The following is a 13,484-nucleotide window of genomic DNA, read 5'->3' as shown; positions in this document are numbered from 1 at the left end:
AATATAGTGATCGAGCCTCTATTTTACAGAGCCAACTGGGTCAGATACCAAATTGGCAGCATAGATACTTAACTGAAAGTCTCGTTTCTGACATATGGCTTAGCTGGTGTTGGTTTTCTCGAATTTTGATTCATAAATCAATTCGAGGGACCAAAGCTAGAGACAACATTGTAATTCGTGGTCGAAATAGTGATAACAGCTGGCAAAAAATAGGCCATGAATGTTCCAAAGCATCTCAATCTAAAAATCATAACTCTCCACTTCCGGCCGGCTTTATGATGAGGCGAGAGCCGACTTGGGGCGACATCAGTAGTTTAATTAAAATAGTTAACGCTTTAGATCCCGCAAACCGTCCGCAGCTGCTCACGGCCTTGGGGTTACCATTCAACGGCCCACGGCACATTCAGCAGATAAGAAACTGCGCTGCACATAAGACAGTCGAAAATCTTAACGCGCTGCGTAGCGATTTAGCTTTAACATATACAATCACTAGCATGGCTACTCCTTACGACATCGTATGGTCCAACAGAGTTGGCAGTGCAGACCTCGCAATCGACCTATGGCTTCATGACCTTAAAATAATAGCGGATATAGCTACTCAAAAAGCATAAATATTCGATCCTTATAAAGTATGCCCTCAACTCTCCATCAGTGGGTTGAGGGCATGGAGTTAGAATCTTTTTTACCTACTTATAAGCGCAAGCGACTTCTGCACTAACAACTTTCAGAGCATAATAATCCGCAGTTGATGACTTAGAGCAGCGGCGTTATCAGCGCACCTAGTGAAAGCTGCTGAATTGTTTGCTACTGGTGTTGGCCCATGCGTATGAATCACGAGCTGCGAGTTCATATACTGAATTACGTCGAGCAAGTCATTCAGTATGTGAAGCACGTTCAGCTCCTCGGAGCCTATCCAAGTTTTCGGCGCCACCAGCCGCTGACTGATAGCCGAAACGCTGTGGCGAAGCCCCTGAATTCTTTCCTCCATGTCGCCACCTACCGTGGCGTTATGCTTCTGCCCCACCACCAGATTTAGATCCCGCCCGGTCGCCTGGTGCAGATCATCCACCGCCGCCAGGCTCGCAGATCCACCCGACAGCAGCTTGAGAGCGCCCAGCGCCTCGATCTTTTTGATTCCACCCACTAACTCTTTTGAATGGTCGTCCACGGTTCTGATGTGGCTCTGGAACCGCTCAGTGTTGCCCATCGCTTCCACTTCGCGCTCGATCGACTTATCGCGGATCTTGCCGTCAGTCTGGCGCAGCCAATTGCCGTCAGCGTCGACCCGCTGCTGGCATGCTTCGCTGTGCTGCCACACCTGGTCACCCTTCGGGACGCTGGGCATGCTCAGGCCGTGGGGCAGAATCGTTTGGATATAGGGCTTGTGTGGCAAGCCGTAGGCGAAGCACACCACAACCTGGGTGCCTTCCTCAGGGAATGCGTAGATGCCCATTTCTTCCCCACCGGTGGGCAGCGGCAACGGCACGCCGGCCAGGATCGGCAGCTTGGTGTCTGGTTCGCCGTCCGGCCCCAGGACCTCGATGTCGACGGCATAGCGCGGCCGGAAATCGTCACAGATGCCGGCGCCGGCCGGGGCGTCGGCTACGGCCACAACACGGGCAAAGCGTGGCAGGTGGTAACCACCGGTGAGTTCGGGGAATTGTCGTTCTACGCTGCGGCGGATTGCGTCGTCCATCGGATGGCCATCTGGTTGTCGATGAGCGCCACACTGGTGATGCGCTCGTCGTGGTTGATCGTTGCACCTGGTCGCAACCCCGGAAGGGCTGCAATCATCGCGCTTTGGTTGCCTTGGTAGTCGTCGAACAGTTCAACCGGCAGCTGCAGCGGCGAGCGAACGCCAAAGAAGCTGTCAGCCCAACTGCCCACGAACACTTCCCCATCACCCTGCTGCTGCCAGATGAAGTCGGGGATCTTGAAAACTCGGGCCAGGCTGTCCATGGCTTGATAGCCGGCGGCCAGGCTGTAGAAAAAAGGCGCCTTGACGCTCGCATAAGGCTGTTCTGGGACACGGAAGCGCAAACCGGTGTGCTGGCCGATCTCGGCCAGGACCGCGCGTAGGTCGACGTGACGCAGGTTCAGCGGCAGCGGGTTGGCCAGGATCGCGGCCAGCTCACGACAGAACAGCACCTGCTGGGTGCTGCTAGCCGTGGTGGAGCGTTCGACGTAGCCAATGAAGTGTCGCTGCAGTGTGCTGTCGTTGTAGCCGATATCGAGCGTCACCAAGCCCTTGACCGGTGCAGCGGCCTGAACGGTAAATGTCGCCCGGCCAGGACTTTTTGCATCCAGCCGAACTTCGTTTTTGACCAAGGCATACGGTGTGCCGTTGATGGCCAATTCCTTGTGCAGCTTCATTCCTTGGCACCCCCGCCCAGCCAGGTGTCAACTTTTTTCAAAGTTGCTTCAAAGCCGGTCAGTTCCTCTGCCCCATCAGGTGACTGGCCACCGGCGCCGCCAACCGCCCCGCCAGGGCCAGACTGCGCGGTAACCGCGTTGCCCGATCGCCGTCCCTCGACCTTTTCAGGGTTCGACAGTTTTTCAGCCAAGGTGAACTGAATCAGCCAGGCGCGCAGGTTGTCGTCTTCCCGGGCGCTCACGCCCTCGGTGAACGTGACTTGGCGCATGCCGAACGCGGCGGCAGTATCGTTGACGATTCGGTAGGTCTTGAGCTGGCCACCGCCGGCGGTCGCTTCCACCAGGCGCATCAGGTCGCGCAGTTGCACCTGGTCAACGAACGGAATCATCAGGCTGACCGTCAGGGTCTTGGGTTTGAAGCCTTTGTGCCCCTTGTCGGTGTTGCTGGTCTGACCTGACAGGTCGTCGCTCTCAATGCGCAGGTTGCCCGTGACCTTTAGGTTTTTCCCGCGCACCTGTTGCCCGTCCAGTAGCAGAGTCATAGGCCCACCAGCTCGCGAACGAAACTCAAACCCTTCTCAGATCCCACCAGCAGCGCGCCCGCGCACAGTACCCACTCATGCCCCGGGGCATCGCCCGCCAACAGCGCCTGGCGTAGCTCGGTGGCGTTGCCAGGGCCGATCATGCGGGCACACATGCTGCTTTCCGGGTTGCCATCGGCCAACAGCGCTTTCAGGTCGGCCAGTTGCTGATCACGCCCCTTTTGCTGGGCGGCTTTGCGGCTGGCCAGCGCGGCAAGGTCAGCCATGGGCGCACTGTCTGCGGCGTAACCCTCCAGAACGGCAAGCTGGCCGGCCATGGATTGCTTCGCGGCCTTCACTACGGTGCAGCGCTCCAAGGGCAACGCCTGCCAACGCGGCAAGGTGCCGGCGGCGGGAATCTCCCACTTTTCCGTCTCCAGCTTCGACAGGTGACGTGCGCGGCGTTCAGTTCGCACCAGGTCCGGCAACGGCAACAAAGCGTTGAAGCGTGCCAGGCTCGCAGCCAACTGATCGAAGCGCGTCGACAGGAACATTACGCACAGGGCGAACTTGGGGCCGTCCGGCCGGCCGGTGTCGCTCACGTCCACCAATTTGCCGGCGAGCTGCTGCAGCAAGTTCGGCGCGGAAAGGAACCGCTGATAGCCACGGCCCTGGCCAATCCCGCTTTGAAATGGCGTCACGACCAAGCAGGTAGGAATGTCGCCCATTTGCTCAGCGAGTGCGGCACGGCCCGCCGCAATCGCGCCTTGGGCAGCACCACCCACCGGCCCTGGGTTTGTGGAGGTTTTCCCGCTCAGGTCTGCCAGGCGTTTAGCCGTGCCGACCAACTCACTGCCGGCAAGCCCCTGGGCCGCTGAAAGTTGGCCCATCCATTGGGTAGCCTGGGCGGGCCAACGCATGGTCACCGGCGTCCAATCACTCATCATCGTTCAGAACCGCGCTCAGCCATTCAGGTGCAGTGGGCCGGCTCGCCTCAGCCGGATACCGTTTTGCCTTGGGCCACTCCCTCACCGCCTGACGCCAGGTCAGCAGGGCCGTGAACTGCTCAGCCGTAATTAGCGTAATGCCGCCCAGGTCTCGGGCGTCGCGGTATTGGGCAACGAGCGTTTCCGTGTTCTGCAAACTTGTTTCAGCCCAGAGCCGAGCAATCACGAGCGGGTCGGACTCTACAAAAATGTCCTCAGCATATTTTTTAAACTTGCCCCCCTCGTCCAGGTAGGTGCGAACAGCTTGATACAACGAGGCGTTATAGTCCTGGGTAACATGGCATCGGTTACCTGCAACAGTAACCACGAACGATTTGTCAGGTTTTACTGAAACATCACTGAACGTAACCAACACCTCTGCTAATGGCGCTTCCAGCGACTCTTCCACAAGCGCAATTGCCGCATTCACTTTGGATATATTTTCGTTACTCAAGGTGCATACCTCCAAGCGAAACCATAAATAGTCGCCCCGCCGCTAAAAGAAATCACTGTTCCACCAGGTGCGTGGCCACTTTTACCAACAACGCCTTGGCCTGCTAAGTAATAGTGCATGACTGAATAACACCATGATCCACCTGGAGGCAGCTGAAAAGACGTGCCATTGATACCTATCGGCATAAAGTTGGTGGCGTCTGGACGATAGAAGTTTGCTTCTCCCCACTGGATACCCAAGTCGGTGGTATCAACTTGAGCACGCATCCCGCGTCCTTGGGCATCCCAACCGTACTTGATTTTATTTGAGGACTGACCTACGCCGCCGCCCTGCTCAGTGGGCACGAAACCCAGGCGGCGCTGCAAATAGAGAACCTCGCGGGTGACCTGATCCCGGACATATGGGTAATCAGGATTGCCACTTGCAAGTCCTACATGGGAAATGCTGTCACCGATGACCCTCAAAGCCAGCTGTTGATTGGTCTGGTCGATGGTATAGCCATCTGTGATGCCGTAGCCTGCTAGCGTATTAGCCTTAAGCGCACGCGTCTGAACATCTTCATAAGTGCCAAGTCTTACGACAGCGTTGGTTAGTGAATGCCGAAAGTACGGCTGCGTGGCGTATCCGCCTGCAAATCCCGCAAAGGACAATGTATCGGTGTTAACTTTCGCCACCAACAATTGATTAACTGTCTCTTTGTTGTAAACGGCGGCCACATCAGCTTTCAGAGAGGGATCAAAATTGTATTCACTCCACAACCCTCCCAAATCTAAGTTATCGACTGTAACTTTTAATTTATTTCCACTCCACCCCATAGAAAGATCGTTTGAATTCTGACCGATGCCACCACCTTGTTTCACAAATCCAAGCTTAGTTTCAGCCTTAGTATAGGCGTCCGAGATACCATAACCGCTGAGGGACGTGGCCTTATCAGCCTTGCTATTGGGATTGAAGAGATGTTCAGTCCAGATCCGCCCTAGATCGGATTCGTCTACAGTGACCTTCAAACCGGTTGCGGACCAACCAATGTGAACCCGGTTGAATAATTGACCGATACCCCCACCCTGCTTCACAAACCCGTTGGCCACCTCATTTTTTGTGTATCCATCGGTGATGCCATACCCAGCAAGCGTCGTTGGATTACTTCCTGCGTAGACCACGCCTTTAGAGTTGACAGCCATTTTGGTATAGGAACCGGGCGCCACTCCGCTGTCCGCCAGGGTCAGCGCAATTTCCGGGTCCGCGGTGCCGTCAAACGTCGCGCTACCTGTCGCCGCACCACTAAATTTAAACGTGCGTGCCGTGGCCAGTTTCAGGGCTTTGCCGGCTGCAGTGGTGCCGGTCACCAGCGCGTTGATGCTGGCGTTTAGGGTGTTACGCACCAACTGCACCATGTGCGTGGTGGCCAGTATCCAAGGGTCATTCGCGTTTGAATCACTGCTGATGGCGTTCGGGATCTGGTCCAGCCCTACGTCGCCTTTCGTCGTGGATCGAGCGCGCAGACCGGGATAATCACCGTTCCGGGCCGCAAGGTGTTTGATCAGCTCGCTGGTGATCGGCTCCACGGCTCGCAGGTCGTTGATCGCGGCTATCGTAGGTAGTTCTGCAATGGGCACCAGGTAGTGCCGGACACCGGTGCTGTCGGTGTAGTCTTGCTTATCCCAACCAAACACGACCTGGAACGTACCGACCGCATCGCTTAATTCCCGCTGCAGGTGTACGTCAAGCCAGGCCACGTTAGGGATTGACGGGACAGCGACAGCTTGCGCGCCTTTAAGCTCCAACCGAATACCTTCAACATAGGCAATGCCGGGTTTCAGGCTGTACGCATTGCCCACTTTCTGCAGTGCAAGCGCACTGCTGTGGAAGCAAGCACGCCCGTAAACATCGCGATTGCTCAAGCGTTCGCGCTCATCGATGCCGCTCAGTCGCACAGTAAAGTCATGCTGCCAGGTGCTGGCATCGATCTTGATCCCGGTCAGCGCCTGGGCGCCGTCGAACACCACCAAAAAGTTACGCGTTACGTTGTTGCCGATCTGGCGCGGCGGGATGTTTCGGCGCTTTTGCTGTACCGGCAGATACGCCACGGCCAGCAACACGTTTTCACTGGTCTCAAGGCCGATCCAGTTGAAGTCAAAATCTCCGATGTCGCTACCGAGCATCAGGCTATAAACAACCTGGTTCGGATTCACGAAACCCTTCTGGGTCACCTCATAGGTGCCGACGACCTGCGCCGGCACCGGCTTGCCCGCCGTTCGATCAACAGTAGCGTTCGGGTCAAGCCCGGGCACGTTGGCCAGGACAAATCGAGCAACGTTTAGAGATTGTTGTGCGCCGACTTTCTGCGCGATCAGGCTTTCACCTGCAAGGGTAATGCTGGCTCCCATGGGGGGCTCCTACAGGCTGGCGACCAGCGTTTGCTGGTCGTCGTTGAAGTCCACCGCGACGATGCGCAGTGATACGGGGGTGATGGTCACGAAGTCATAGCGCCGGCAGGTGCGGCCGTACTGTTGAATCAGCACGCGCATCAGCTCCGGGTTTTGCGACAGTTGGGAATCGGAAAGGCGCAGCAGCACTACGTCCCAGTCCCGATCGGGCAACCGCTCGTTGATCTCGACGTAGCCAACGCCCAATCGCTGCAGGATGCGTTTGAGCCCGGCCGTGCTGCCGGCGTCGACCGCGTTTATGAAGGCGAACTTCACGCGCAGCCGGTAGAGGCTTTCCGGTTCGTCTTTGAAGCGACTGATATCGCGCTGCCAGGCCAACAGATCCAGCACCGTGATGTGACAGGTGTCCGCGTCCATCTGCAGCAACGGCCATTGCAGCCAGCCTTCGACCTTTTCCCACCAGGACTGCGCGGCGGCTTGCAACTTGGCCAACTGCGGGCCGTCCAGCCAGAAAGGCAAACTGAGCTTGATCATGCCTGCACCACCTGCAGGGTTTTGATCCGGGGAATGGTCAGCTCTGACACGATGTCGGCGTTGTCAAAATGCAGCGACTCAATGCCGGCGAATTGCTGGTGAAGTTCTTCGCCCAGGCGGCTGAACGAGAACCGCGATTGGGGGTAGGTCAGCGTCGGCTGATAGTCGCCGGTGCCGCTCTCCCGAAAGGCCGCGCGGATGAACTGCCCAATTTCCGCCTGCAGTTTTTCGCGTTGCTCGATGGTCAATAATGGCCGAGGCCACCAGGTGAGGCTGAGCGCGTGTTGCGTCTCAGGCATGACCATCACCAGCATGTCATCACCGTGGCCATGGTTGCCCTGGTCACGGATATGCGAGTTGATTTGCTCCAGGTACGTCGACGCCGGTACGTCCGCATCAAACAACACGTAGGCATTTGCGCTGCCGGGGCCCCGTGGCGCGCCATGCAGGAAATACACCCCGTCCGGCCGCACACCTGGGAAGGCGGAAATCATGGCGCGGTACACCGAGTCGGTGTGCCACTGGTTGACCGCCGAGAACTGGTTGCGCGTGCGCAGTCGCAGTTGATCGTCCGGCTCGGGGTCTGCACCTGGTGCAATCAGCCAACCATCCGCGTTCACCACCTGGGCGATGCCGGCAATGGGCACGGGGAGAATTGCGTAGTAACCGGGGGCCAGGTTGTAGCCGCTGCCCACTTCCTGCGCTTCCACCAGGACTTCCAGCTGCAGCACGCCATCCGCAAAGGTCGCAGCCTGGGTGGTGATCAGCTGGTAAATGTGGCCGTTGATAGCGGCCGATTGCACCAGGATGCCGGCGGGCAACTCCAGCACGCCGCCGGCGACGTCCCTAGTAAACAACAGCGTGCCCTGGGCCTTGGTCGCTCCTTTGCGCTCGACGTTGACCGCCCAGGCCAGCATGTCCAACCACTTACCCACGGCGGTTTTAACGAAGAAATTGGGCAGAACCGTGCCGCTGACAAAGTTGATCAGCCACAGCACCGGCTCGGTCACCAGCGCGGTGATCAGTCGCCAGAACGGCGAATAGGCGCTGGTGTTGCTCAGCTTGCTTCCCTGCGCGGCAACCTCCTTTTCCCAGGCCTGGCGCAACCCGTTCTCGGTAACAGGAATGCCGCTGTCTGCCAGTGCCTGCTTAAAATCTACGTCGCTCACAACGTCACCTCGATGTCGCCAAATTTCAGCGTTTTCGCCGTGACCAGGTAATGGCCAGACTCCACTTGTTTGATCAGCGCCGTACCCGGTACCAGGCGCTCGTCGGCCTCCACCAGTAGTTCTAATTGTTGGATGCAGTCGCGCTGACGCAGACGGCTACGCTCAGCCACCAGCGTGACCAGCAAACCGCTCTCGCGGATCATGTGCGCGATGTCCTGGGCGATGCTGGCCCGGTCCTCGATCAGCAGCGGCTGACGCGACGGGTCCAGCACCAGGTCGTTGTCCATGATCAACAGGTCGATGTACTCGCTCATCCGCCCACCGCCATGGCCAACATGCCTTCCAGTTCCAGCGGGGTCATTTGCTTGGCGGTGTGAATGTTGACGTTCTCCACATGATTGCCTTTGTTCTGGGTTTGATTGTTGTTCTGGATGCTGGCCAGGAAGCCGCCCCGGGGTACCGCGTCAGGCCGTTTCGGAGACAGGATTGATACCGAGCCGTTGATGCGTTGCTGGCTTTGCTCGGCCTTCTCCGTGGGAGCGGGAGCGGTAACCAGGGGCGGCGTCTGCAGCGGCTGCGGGACAGTCAGCTGCGGCCCGATCGGCGCCGGCGTTTGCACCGGTGGCACTGCCACCAGCTTTGGCAACGCGCGCGGCAATTCCCGGGCCGTTTGGGGTTGAGCCAACGGTGCCGTCCCTTTCGGCACCGGTGCCAGGACCTGGGTCGGTAGCTGTGCCGGCGGCTGCAACGCTGCAGGTGTAGCGATTGCCGGCGCTACTGCCTTCGGGGCCGGAGCCAATACCAGTGCCGGCGCCTTCGCTGGGGGCTGCAACGCTTCCAGCGTCGGCATCACCGGCGCCGGTGCTTTAGGCGTGGGAGCCAGCACCAGGGGCGGTGCCTGGATCGACTGCTGGGGCGCACTTACCAGTTGAGGCAGTAACGGCGCTTCGACCTGTGGGGCGCTGATGGTTGGAATCTCCGGCGCCGCCGGCATATCCCCGAACGCCGCTTCAATGTTCACGCCAGGGATCTTGTTCAACATCTCGATCAAGCCATTGATAGCGCTTTTATAGACGTTGACGATGGCATCCCACGCAGCGCTGGCCAGGTTCGACCAACCGCCCATCGAGTCGAACCACTCCGACAGCGCAGTCAGCTGGCCGCTAACCCACTGGAACGCCTCGCTGTTGAGTAGTGCGCTGGTCCAGTCGTCCCAATAGATGATCGCCGCTGCCACGGCCGCGACCAGGGCCACAATGCCGATCACGATCCAGACCACCGGGTTGGCCAACAACGCGGTGTTGACCAGCCAGATCGCGCCCTGCCACAGCAGCATCGCGCCTTTGACTAGGCCCATCCAGGCGACCAACAACACCAGGCCGGCCACGAACCCCACCACCATGACGGTGTGGTAGAGGAACATGGCGATGCTGCGATAACCCGACCAGGTGAGTGCGTTCCACACCACAACGGCCCCCAGCCACGCCATTTTCGAAAGCCCCACTGTCAGTGTGAGCAACGACATGGCGGCAGTAATCGCCAGGAACGACAGCGTTACGATTCCAATCAGGCGGGTGATGTTGGGGAACAACTGAGTCCAGCGGGTCAGCGTGCTGGCAATCCCCACTAGGCGCTCCATCAGCGGGGTCAGGATCGGGATCAACGCCTGCCCGAAGGCAATGCGCAACGCCTCGACAGCGGAGCTAAACTGCTGCCACGGGTCCACCATGTTCTTGGCCATCCGCTCGGCGTTCTCCAGGCCGCGCACATTGCCCAGTCGCTCCATGCCGTTTTTCAGGCGGTCGGTGTCGCCCATCAGGCTGCTGATCAACCGTGCCGCTTCGCCACCGAAAGCATCACGCAGCTTTGCGCCGTTGGCCTCAATCGATAGATCCCCAAACTTGCCTTTGAGCTTGTCCAGGATGTCCATCATCGGCAGCAATTTGCCCTGCTGATCCACGAACTTCATGCCCAGCTTTTCAGAAGCGCCGCTGACGTTCTCAAAGAAGGATTTGTAGAGGCCACCGGCCTCGCCGCCGTCCATGGTGCTGCCCAGCGTTCCCAACACTGCCATCTGCTCGGCCAGGCTCACACCGGCAGTGCTGGCCAAGCCACCTGCAGCCTTGAACGCCTCACCGATCTGCTCGCCACTGGTGCGAAACAGTTGCACGGCCGTGGCCGTCTGGCCCGCCAGGGTTTCAACCCATTGGCCTTTGCCCATGGCGTCGGCCTGGCCTTTGAACAAGTTGTACATGGTGCCGACGTAGGTGCCCATGGTGTCGGCGTCGGACTTGGTGGCCTTGGCCAACACGTTGCTGGCATTGGTGAAGGTGGCCAGCTGACTGCCAACCAACCCTTTGATGGCGCCCTCAATGTGATACGCCGAGGCGACAAAGTCCTTGGCGTTCTCGCCGTAGGCCACCGAGAACTCCAGTGACTTACGGTTCAGCGAGTTCAAGGCGTCTTCGGCCACGTTCAGCGATCGGACCTCGCCAAGGGCGCGGTTCATCTCCAAGGCAGGTTCCATGGATTGGGTGATTCCGACATAGGCGCCCGTGATGCCCGCCAGACCAAAACCCATGGTTTTGATGTGCTTTTCGCTCTGTTCAGCCAGGTCGGAAAAACCGGTTTTGACCTTGCCCATTGGCGCCGTAACCTTATCGGTCAGGCTCAAAATGAAGGCCAGGCGGGCGCTTTTGTCAGCCATCAGTGTTTATCCGTTGAGTGCGTAGGCAATGCCATTGGCAATGGCGATTTCCATACGGCGCCAATGCTCGTCCTCCAGCCACTTGGCCGTTCCCATCACCTCGGCGGTGGGTTCGGCACCAGGTAGCCAGCGACCGGCCAGGGCTACCAGTTGGCCCAGGCCGTTTTCGGTCAGTCGTTCGGCGTGGTCGAGGGCTTTTTTACGGTGATTTCAACGTCCGGGCCGTACTCTTCCAGGAGCGCGCCGGCCAGTTGCATGACCAACACCGGGTTGCCCAACAGGGGCTTGAGGGTGGCGCGTTGCTCCTGCTTAACGGTGGTCACCAACAGGTTATTCGCCGGTGAAACCTTGTTGGCCTGGGTCACGGCGTTGAAGTACTTCGTCACGTCCTGGGGGGTCAGGGCGAAGGTGAATTCCTTGTCGCCTACTTCCAGGGTGATATCGCGTGTATCGGTCATGGGTGTTGCTCCGTTCAGAGGTTAGGTGTCAGTTATGGTTGGTGCGGGCAAACCCGCAGGGCGTGGTCTTGCAAGCCCAGGATCATTTGCCGGCTGAGGGCGAGTTGATCTCTGAGGGTGAAATAATCCGATCCAGCGTCTGCTGTGAGTTCGGGGGTGGCTGCATGAGCCACGCCGCCGGCGCCGGCACTGGCGGGCACTGGGGCGCTGCAGGTGGCGTTGAGCCGCAACCGCTTACGGCCAGTGGCAACATCGAGACGCAGAGCATCGTTTTCAGCCCGTTCATGGTTCAGTTCCTGGGTACGTTGAAGGTCGATGGCGTCACGCTCTGCCAGCATCACGCCGCTGATGCGCGCCGCCTCTCGCAGGCCGTTCACTTCAAACAGCGCCGCGTCACGCTCTATCCGTGCGGTGTCCAGCTGGTCCTGCAGCAGGTCAAAGCCGAACCAAGCCACCAGGCACAGCACCAGGATGAAAGTGCCTTCGCGCATCACAGGCCCGCCTTACAAAGCTCGGCCTCGGCCAATCGGCGTTTATGCAAACCTGGGACTAATTCCTTCTTGCCATCGGCGGTGGTGATGAAGGCCCAGACCGGTGTTTTGCCGTCAGGCGCCCAGGCCAGCGCCTGGCAGCCCTCTTTGATACGGCCGGCATTGATCAATCCCACGGCGCGGCTCGCGCACGTGCTGGCAGTGCCGAAGTTGTGGCCATGGCTACTCAGGGCATCGAATGTGTTCTGGCCCACGTCCTGGTTGGTGATGCAGTCGGCCAGCTGCAGTTGCCCCTTACTGATCACCAGTTGCTCCACCTCGCTGCAGCGCGCGTCCGACCAGTAGTCGCCTACAACCACCGGGTAGGGGCTTGTATGGCGGGTGATGCCCTTGCACACGGTGGGTAGGCCACGAGCCAGCTTGTCCGCATAAACGGTGTTCTGGGCGTTGCCTTCCCAAGTGCCCAGGAAAACCACCAGCGCAGAGCTGCAGAGCGTGATAGCGCCGGCGGCGATCTTGCCGCGCAGGCTCATGGCTTCACCTTCCAGTCGCGCAGCATCTGGCGATACTTGGGAACCAACAGCAGGATCTGCAGCACCATGTAAACGGCAGTCAGCATGTATGCGACAGCCGACCAGTCGACGGCCCCTGTCGCCCCAGTAGCGGCTACACCTATCGCAGGTGACGCCTTCGCTAGTGCGATGGCGGTGTCCTGGGCCGCCTGATTCGTGCTCATCGCTGCACTCCTTTTTCGAAAAAAGACTGGCACGGGACACAGCGGGTCTTGCCGCCGAGCGCCTGGCGCGCTGCCGGAATCTCGTTATCACAGTCCTGGCAGTGAGTAAGGCTTGGGCCCGCTGACTCACGACGTGCCTGGGCCAACTGGGCGTCGATAGCCTGGTCCCGCTGACGTTGTTCCAGGGCTTGGGCGCGATCGAACGGGCATACCATCAGCTAATGCCCTCGATCTCGGTGGAATCCAGGTAAGGCACGCCGTTGATGCGGATAAAGTCCGGACTGGTGACCTCAAACGGCACCTTGTGCTTGGTCTTTTCGCCACCCTTCGGATCAATGCTCAGCAGGCTGGAAATCTTCAACTTGCAGCCGAACGCCTCAATGCGCAGCTCGTCGTCGCCAGCCTTGGCGAAAAACACCACATCGAACGCATCGAGCTTACGGAAGCTGCCGGCAGTGCGTGCCGCTTCGACCACCAGGTTAAAGTTGGTCGAGTCCAGCTCAACTTCACCTGCCGCCGCCACGTCGCCGTCGACGTAGCCATCAGGCACGCCCCGGGTTTGCGCGGTCTTGCTGTTGTCGGTGATATCCAGGGTGCAGCTTTCGACGTGTACCTGCAGATCGCCCAGGTTCACGTCAAAGTTCTTGCCGCCAATACGTGACATGGGG

At 58.9% G+C, this 13,484-nt stretch carries 17 protein-coding genes; all 17 read right to left on the bottom strand.

Going from position 1 to position 13,484, the window contains the following annotated elements; translation table 11 throughout:
- Positions 1 to 724: 724 nt before the first annotated feature.
- The 17 genes from ACM530_RS18040 to ACM530_RS17960 are packed head-to-tail and all read right to left on the bottom strand — an operon-like array spanning position 725 to position 13,480.
- Positions 725 to 1,696, bottom strand: a complete 972-nt coding sequence (locus ACM530_RS18040; RefSeq protein WP_416362811.1) for a hypothetical protein — start codon at positions 1,694 to 1,696, stop codon at positions 725 to 727.
- Entirely contained in the window at positions 1,669 to 2,373 is a 705-nt protein-coding gene (locus ACM530_RS18035; RefSeq protein ID WP_416362810.1) for a hypothetical protein, read from the bottom strand. Before ACM530_RS18035 ends, ACM530_RS18040 begins: the two co-directional genes overlap by 28 nt.
- Positions 2,370 to 2,915 (bottom strand): DNA-binding protein, encoded by a 546-nt coding sequence (locus tag ACM530_RS18030; protein WP_416362809.1) that lies wholly within the window; start codon positions 2,913 to 2,915, stop codon positions 2,370 to 2,372. The genes ACM530_RS18035 and ACM530_RS18030 overlap by 4 nt, the downstream gene beginning before the upstream one ends.
- Positions 2,912 to 3,838 carry a hypothetical protein gene (locus ACM530_RS18025; protein WP_416362808.1) on the bottom strand — a complete coding sequence of 309 codons (927 nt, stop codon included), beginning with the start codon at positions 3,836 to 3,838 and terminating at the stop codon, positions 2,912 to 2,914. Before ACM530_RS18025 ends, ACM530_RS18030 begins: the two co-directional genes overlap by 4 nt.
- The gene (locus ACM530_RS18020; protein ID WP_416362807.1) at positions 3,831 to 4,334 is read right to left on the bottom strand and encodes a hypothetical protein; all 504 of its coding nucleotides are present in this window, start codon (positions 4,332 to 4,334) and stop codon (positions 3,831 to 3,833) included. Before ACM530_RS18020 ends, ACM530_RS18025 begins: the two co-directional genes overlap by 8 nt.
- Positions 4,331 to 6,721 (bottom strand): phage tail protein, encoded by a 2,391-nt coding sequence (locus ACM530_RS18015; RefSeq protein WP_416362806.1) that lies wholly within the window; start codon positions 6,719 to 6,721, stop codon positions 4,331 to 4,333. Before ACM530_RS18015 ends, ACM530_RS18020 begins: the two co-directional genes overlap by 4 nt.
- Before the next feature lie 9 nt (positions 6,722 to 6,730).
- Positions 6,731 to 7,255 (bottom strand): phage tail protein, encoded by a 525-nt coding sequence (locus ACM530_RS18010; protein ID WP_416362805.1) that lies wholly within the window; start codon positions 7,253 to 7,255, stop codon positions 6,731 to 6,733.
- Positions 7,252 to 8,424 carry a baseplate J/gp47 family protein gene (locus ACM530_RS18005; RefSeq protein WP_416362804.1) on the bottom strand — a complete coding sequence of 391 codons (1,173 nt, stop codon included), beginning with the start codon at positions 8,422 to 8,424 and terminating at the stop codon, positions 7,252 to 7,254. Before ACM530_RS18005 ends, ACM530_RS18010 begins: the two co-directional genes overlap by 4 nt.
- On the bottom strand, positions 8,421 to 8,738 hold the full coding sequence (locus ACM530_RS18000; RefSeq protein ID WP_053253851.1) for a DUF2590 family protein: 318 nt from the start codon (positions 8,736 to 8,738) through the stop codon (positions 8,421 to 8,423). The genes ACM530_RS18005 and ACM530_RS18000 overlap by 4 nt, the downstream gene beginning before the upstream one ends.
- A complete protein-coding gene (locus ACM530_RS17995; RefSeq protein ID WP_416362803.1) occupies positions 8,735 to 11,131 on the bottom strand; it encodes a phage tail tape measure protein in 2,397 nt (798 codons plus the stop codon). The genes ACM530_RS18000 and ACM530_RS17995 overlap by 4 nt, the downstream gene beginning before the upstream one ends.
- A 6-nt stretch (positions 11,132 to 11,137) precedes the next feature.
- Positions 11,138 to 11,281 carry a DUF6890 family protein gene (locus tag ACM530_RS17990; protein ID WP_370881244.1) on the bottom strand — a complete coding sequence of 48 codons (144 nt, stop codon included), beginning with the start codon at positions 11,279 to 11,281 and terminating at the stop codon, positions 11,138 to 11,140.
- A gap of 20 nt (positions 11,282 to 11,301) precedes the next feature.
- Positions 11,302 to 11,589, bottom strand: coding sequence for a putative phage tail assembly chaperone (locus tag ACM530_RS17985; protein WP_262208457.1), 288 nt, complete (start codon positions 11,587 to 11,589; stop codon positions 11,302 to 11,304).
- Positions 11,590 to 11,621: 32 nt separating this feature from the next.
- The gene (locus ACM530_RS17980) at positions 11,622 to 12,080 is read right to left on the bottom strand and encodes a lysis system i-spanin subunit Rz (RefSeq protein WP_416362802.1); all 459 of its coding nucleotides are present in this window, start codon (positions 12,078 to 12,080) and stop codon (positions 11,622 to 11,624) included.
- Positions 12,080 to 12,613: a lysozyme gene (locus tag ACM530_RS17975; RefSeq protein WP_416362801.1), complete on the bottom strand. Its 534-nt coding sequence runs from the start codon at positions 12,611 to 12,613 to the stop codon at positions 12,080 to 12,082. Before ACM530_RS17975 ends, ACM530_RS17980 begins: the two co-directional genes overlap by 1 nt.
- On the bottom strand, positions 12,610 to 12,816 hold the full coding sequence (locus tag ACM530_RS17970; protein WP_063033543.1) for a hypothetical protein: 207 nt from the start codon (positions 12,814 to 12,816) through the stop codon (positions 12,610 to 12,612). Before ACM530_RS17970 ends, ACM530_RS17975 begins: the two co-directional genes overlap by 4 nt.
- Entirely contained in the window at positions 12,813 to 13,031 is a 219-nt protein-coding gene (locus ACM530_RS17965) for a TraR/DksA C4-type zinc finger protein (RefSeq protein WP_198791412.1), read from the bottom strand. Before ACM530_RS17965 ends, ACM530_RS17970 begins: the two co-directional genes overlap by 4 nt.
- Entirely contained in the window at positions 13,031 to 13,480 is a 450-nt protein-coding gene (locus ACM530_RS17960) for a phage protein (RefSeq protein ID WP_053253844.1), read from the bottom strand. Before ACM530_RS17960 ends, ACM530_RS17965 begins: the two co-directional genes overlap by 1 nt.
- Between the last annotated feature and the right edge of the window lie 4 nt (positions 13,481 to 13,484).

The sequence above is a fragment of the Pseudomonas sp. NFX183 genome (genome assembly GCF_047943075.1).
In the GTDB taxonomy this organism is placed as follows: Bacteria; Pseudomonadota; Gammaproteobacteria; order Pseudomonadales; family Pseudomonadaceae; genus Aquipseudomonas.
This window is presented reverse-complemented; position numbering and strand designations above follow the sequence as displayed.

Excerpts from the sequence above, each read along its gene's own strand:
- ACM530_RS18000 (WP_053253851.1), bottom strand. The coding sequence starts at position 8,738 with ATGAGCGAGTACATCGACCTGTTGATCATGGACAACGACCTGGTGCTG.
- ACM530_RS18030 (WP_416362809.1), bottom strand. The coding sequence starts at position 2,915 with ATGACTCTGCTACTGGACGGGCAACAGGTGCGCGGGAAAAACCTAAAG.
- ACM530_RS18015 (WP_416362806.1), bottom strand. The coding sequence starts at position 6,721 with ATGGGAGCCAGCATTACCCTTGCAGGTGAAAGCCTGATCGCGCAGAAA.
- ACM530_RS18035 (WP_416362810.1), bottom strand. The coding sequence starts at position 2,373 with ATGAAGCTGCACAAGGAATTGGCCATCAACGGCACACCGTATGCCTTG.
- ACM530_RS18010 (WP_416362805.1), bottom strand. The coding sequence starts at position 7,255 with ATGATCAAGCTCAGTTTGCCTTTCTGGCTGGACGGCCCGCAGTTGGCC.
- ACM530_RS17965 (WP_198791412.1), bottom strand. The coding sequence starts at position 13,031 with ATGGTATGCCCGTTCGATCGCGCCCAAGCCCTGGAACAACGTCAGCGG.
- ACM530_RS17970 (WP_063033543.1), bottom strand. The coding sequence starts at position 12,816 with ATGAGCACGAATCAGGCGGCCCAGGACACCGCCATCGCACTAGCGAAG.
- ACM530_RS17985 (WP_262208457.1), bottom strand. The coding sequence starts at position 11,589 with ATGACCGATACACGCGATATCACCCTGGAAGTAGGCGACAAGGAATTC.
- ACM530_RS17995 (WP_416362803.1), bottom strand. The coding sequence starts at position 11,131 with ATGGCTGACAAAAGCGCCCGCCTGGCCTTCATTTTGAGCCTGACCGAT.
- ACM530_RS17975 (WP_416362801.1), bottom strand. The coding sequence starts at position 12,613 with ATGAGCCTGCGCGGCAAGATCGCCGCCGGCGCTATCACGCTCTGCAGC.
- ACM530_RS17960 (WP_053253844.1), bottom strand. The coding sequence starts at position 13,480 with ATGTCACGTATTGGCGGCAAGAACTTTGACGTGAACCTGGGCGATCTG.
- ACM530_RS18025 (WP_416362808.1), bottom strand. The coding sequence starts at position 3,838 with ATGAGTGATTGGACGCCGGTGACCATGCGTTGGCCCGCCCAGGCTACC.
- ACM530_RS18040 (WP_416362811.1), bottom strand. The coding sequence starts at position 1,696 with ATGGACGACGCAATCCGCCGCAGCGTAGAACGACAATTCCCCGAACTC.
- ACM530_RS17980 (WP_416362802.1), bottom strand. The coding sequence starts at position 12,080 with ATGCGCGAAGGCACTTTCATCCTGGTGCTGTGCCTGGTGGCTTGGTTC.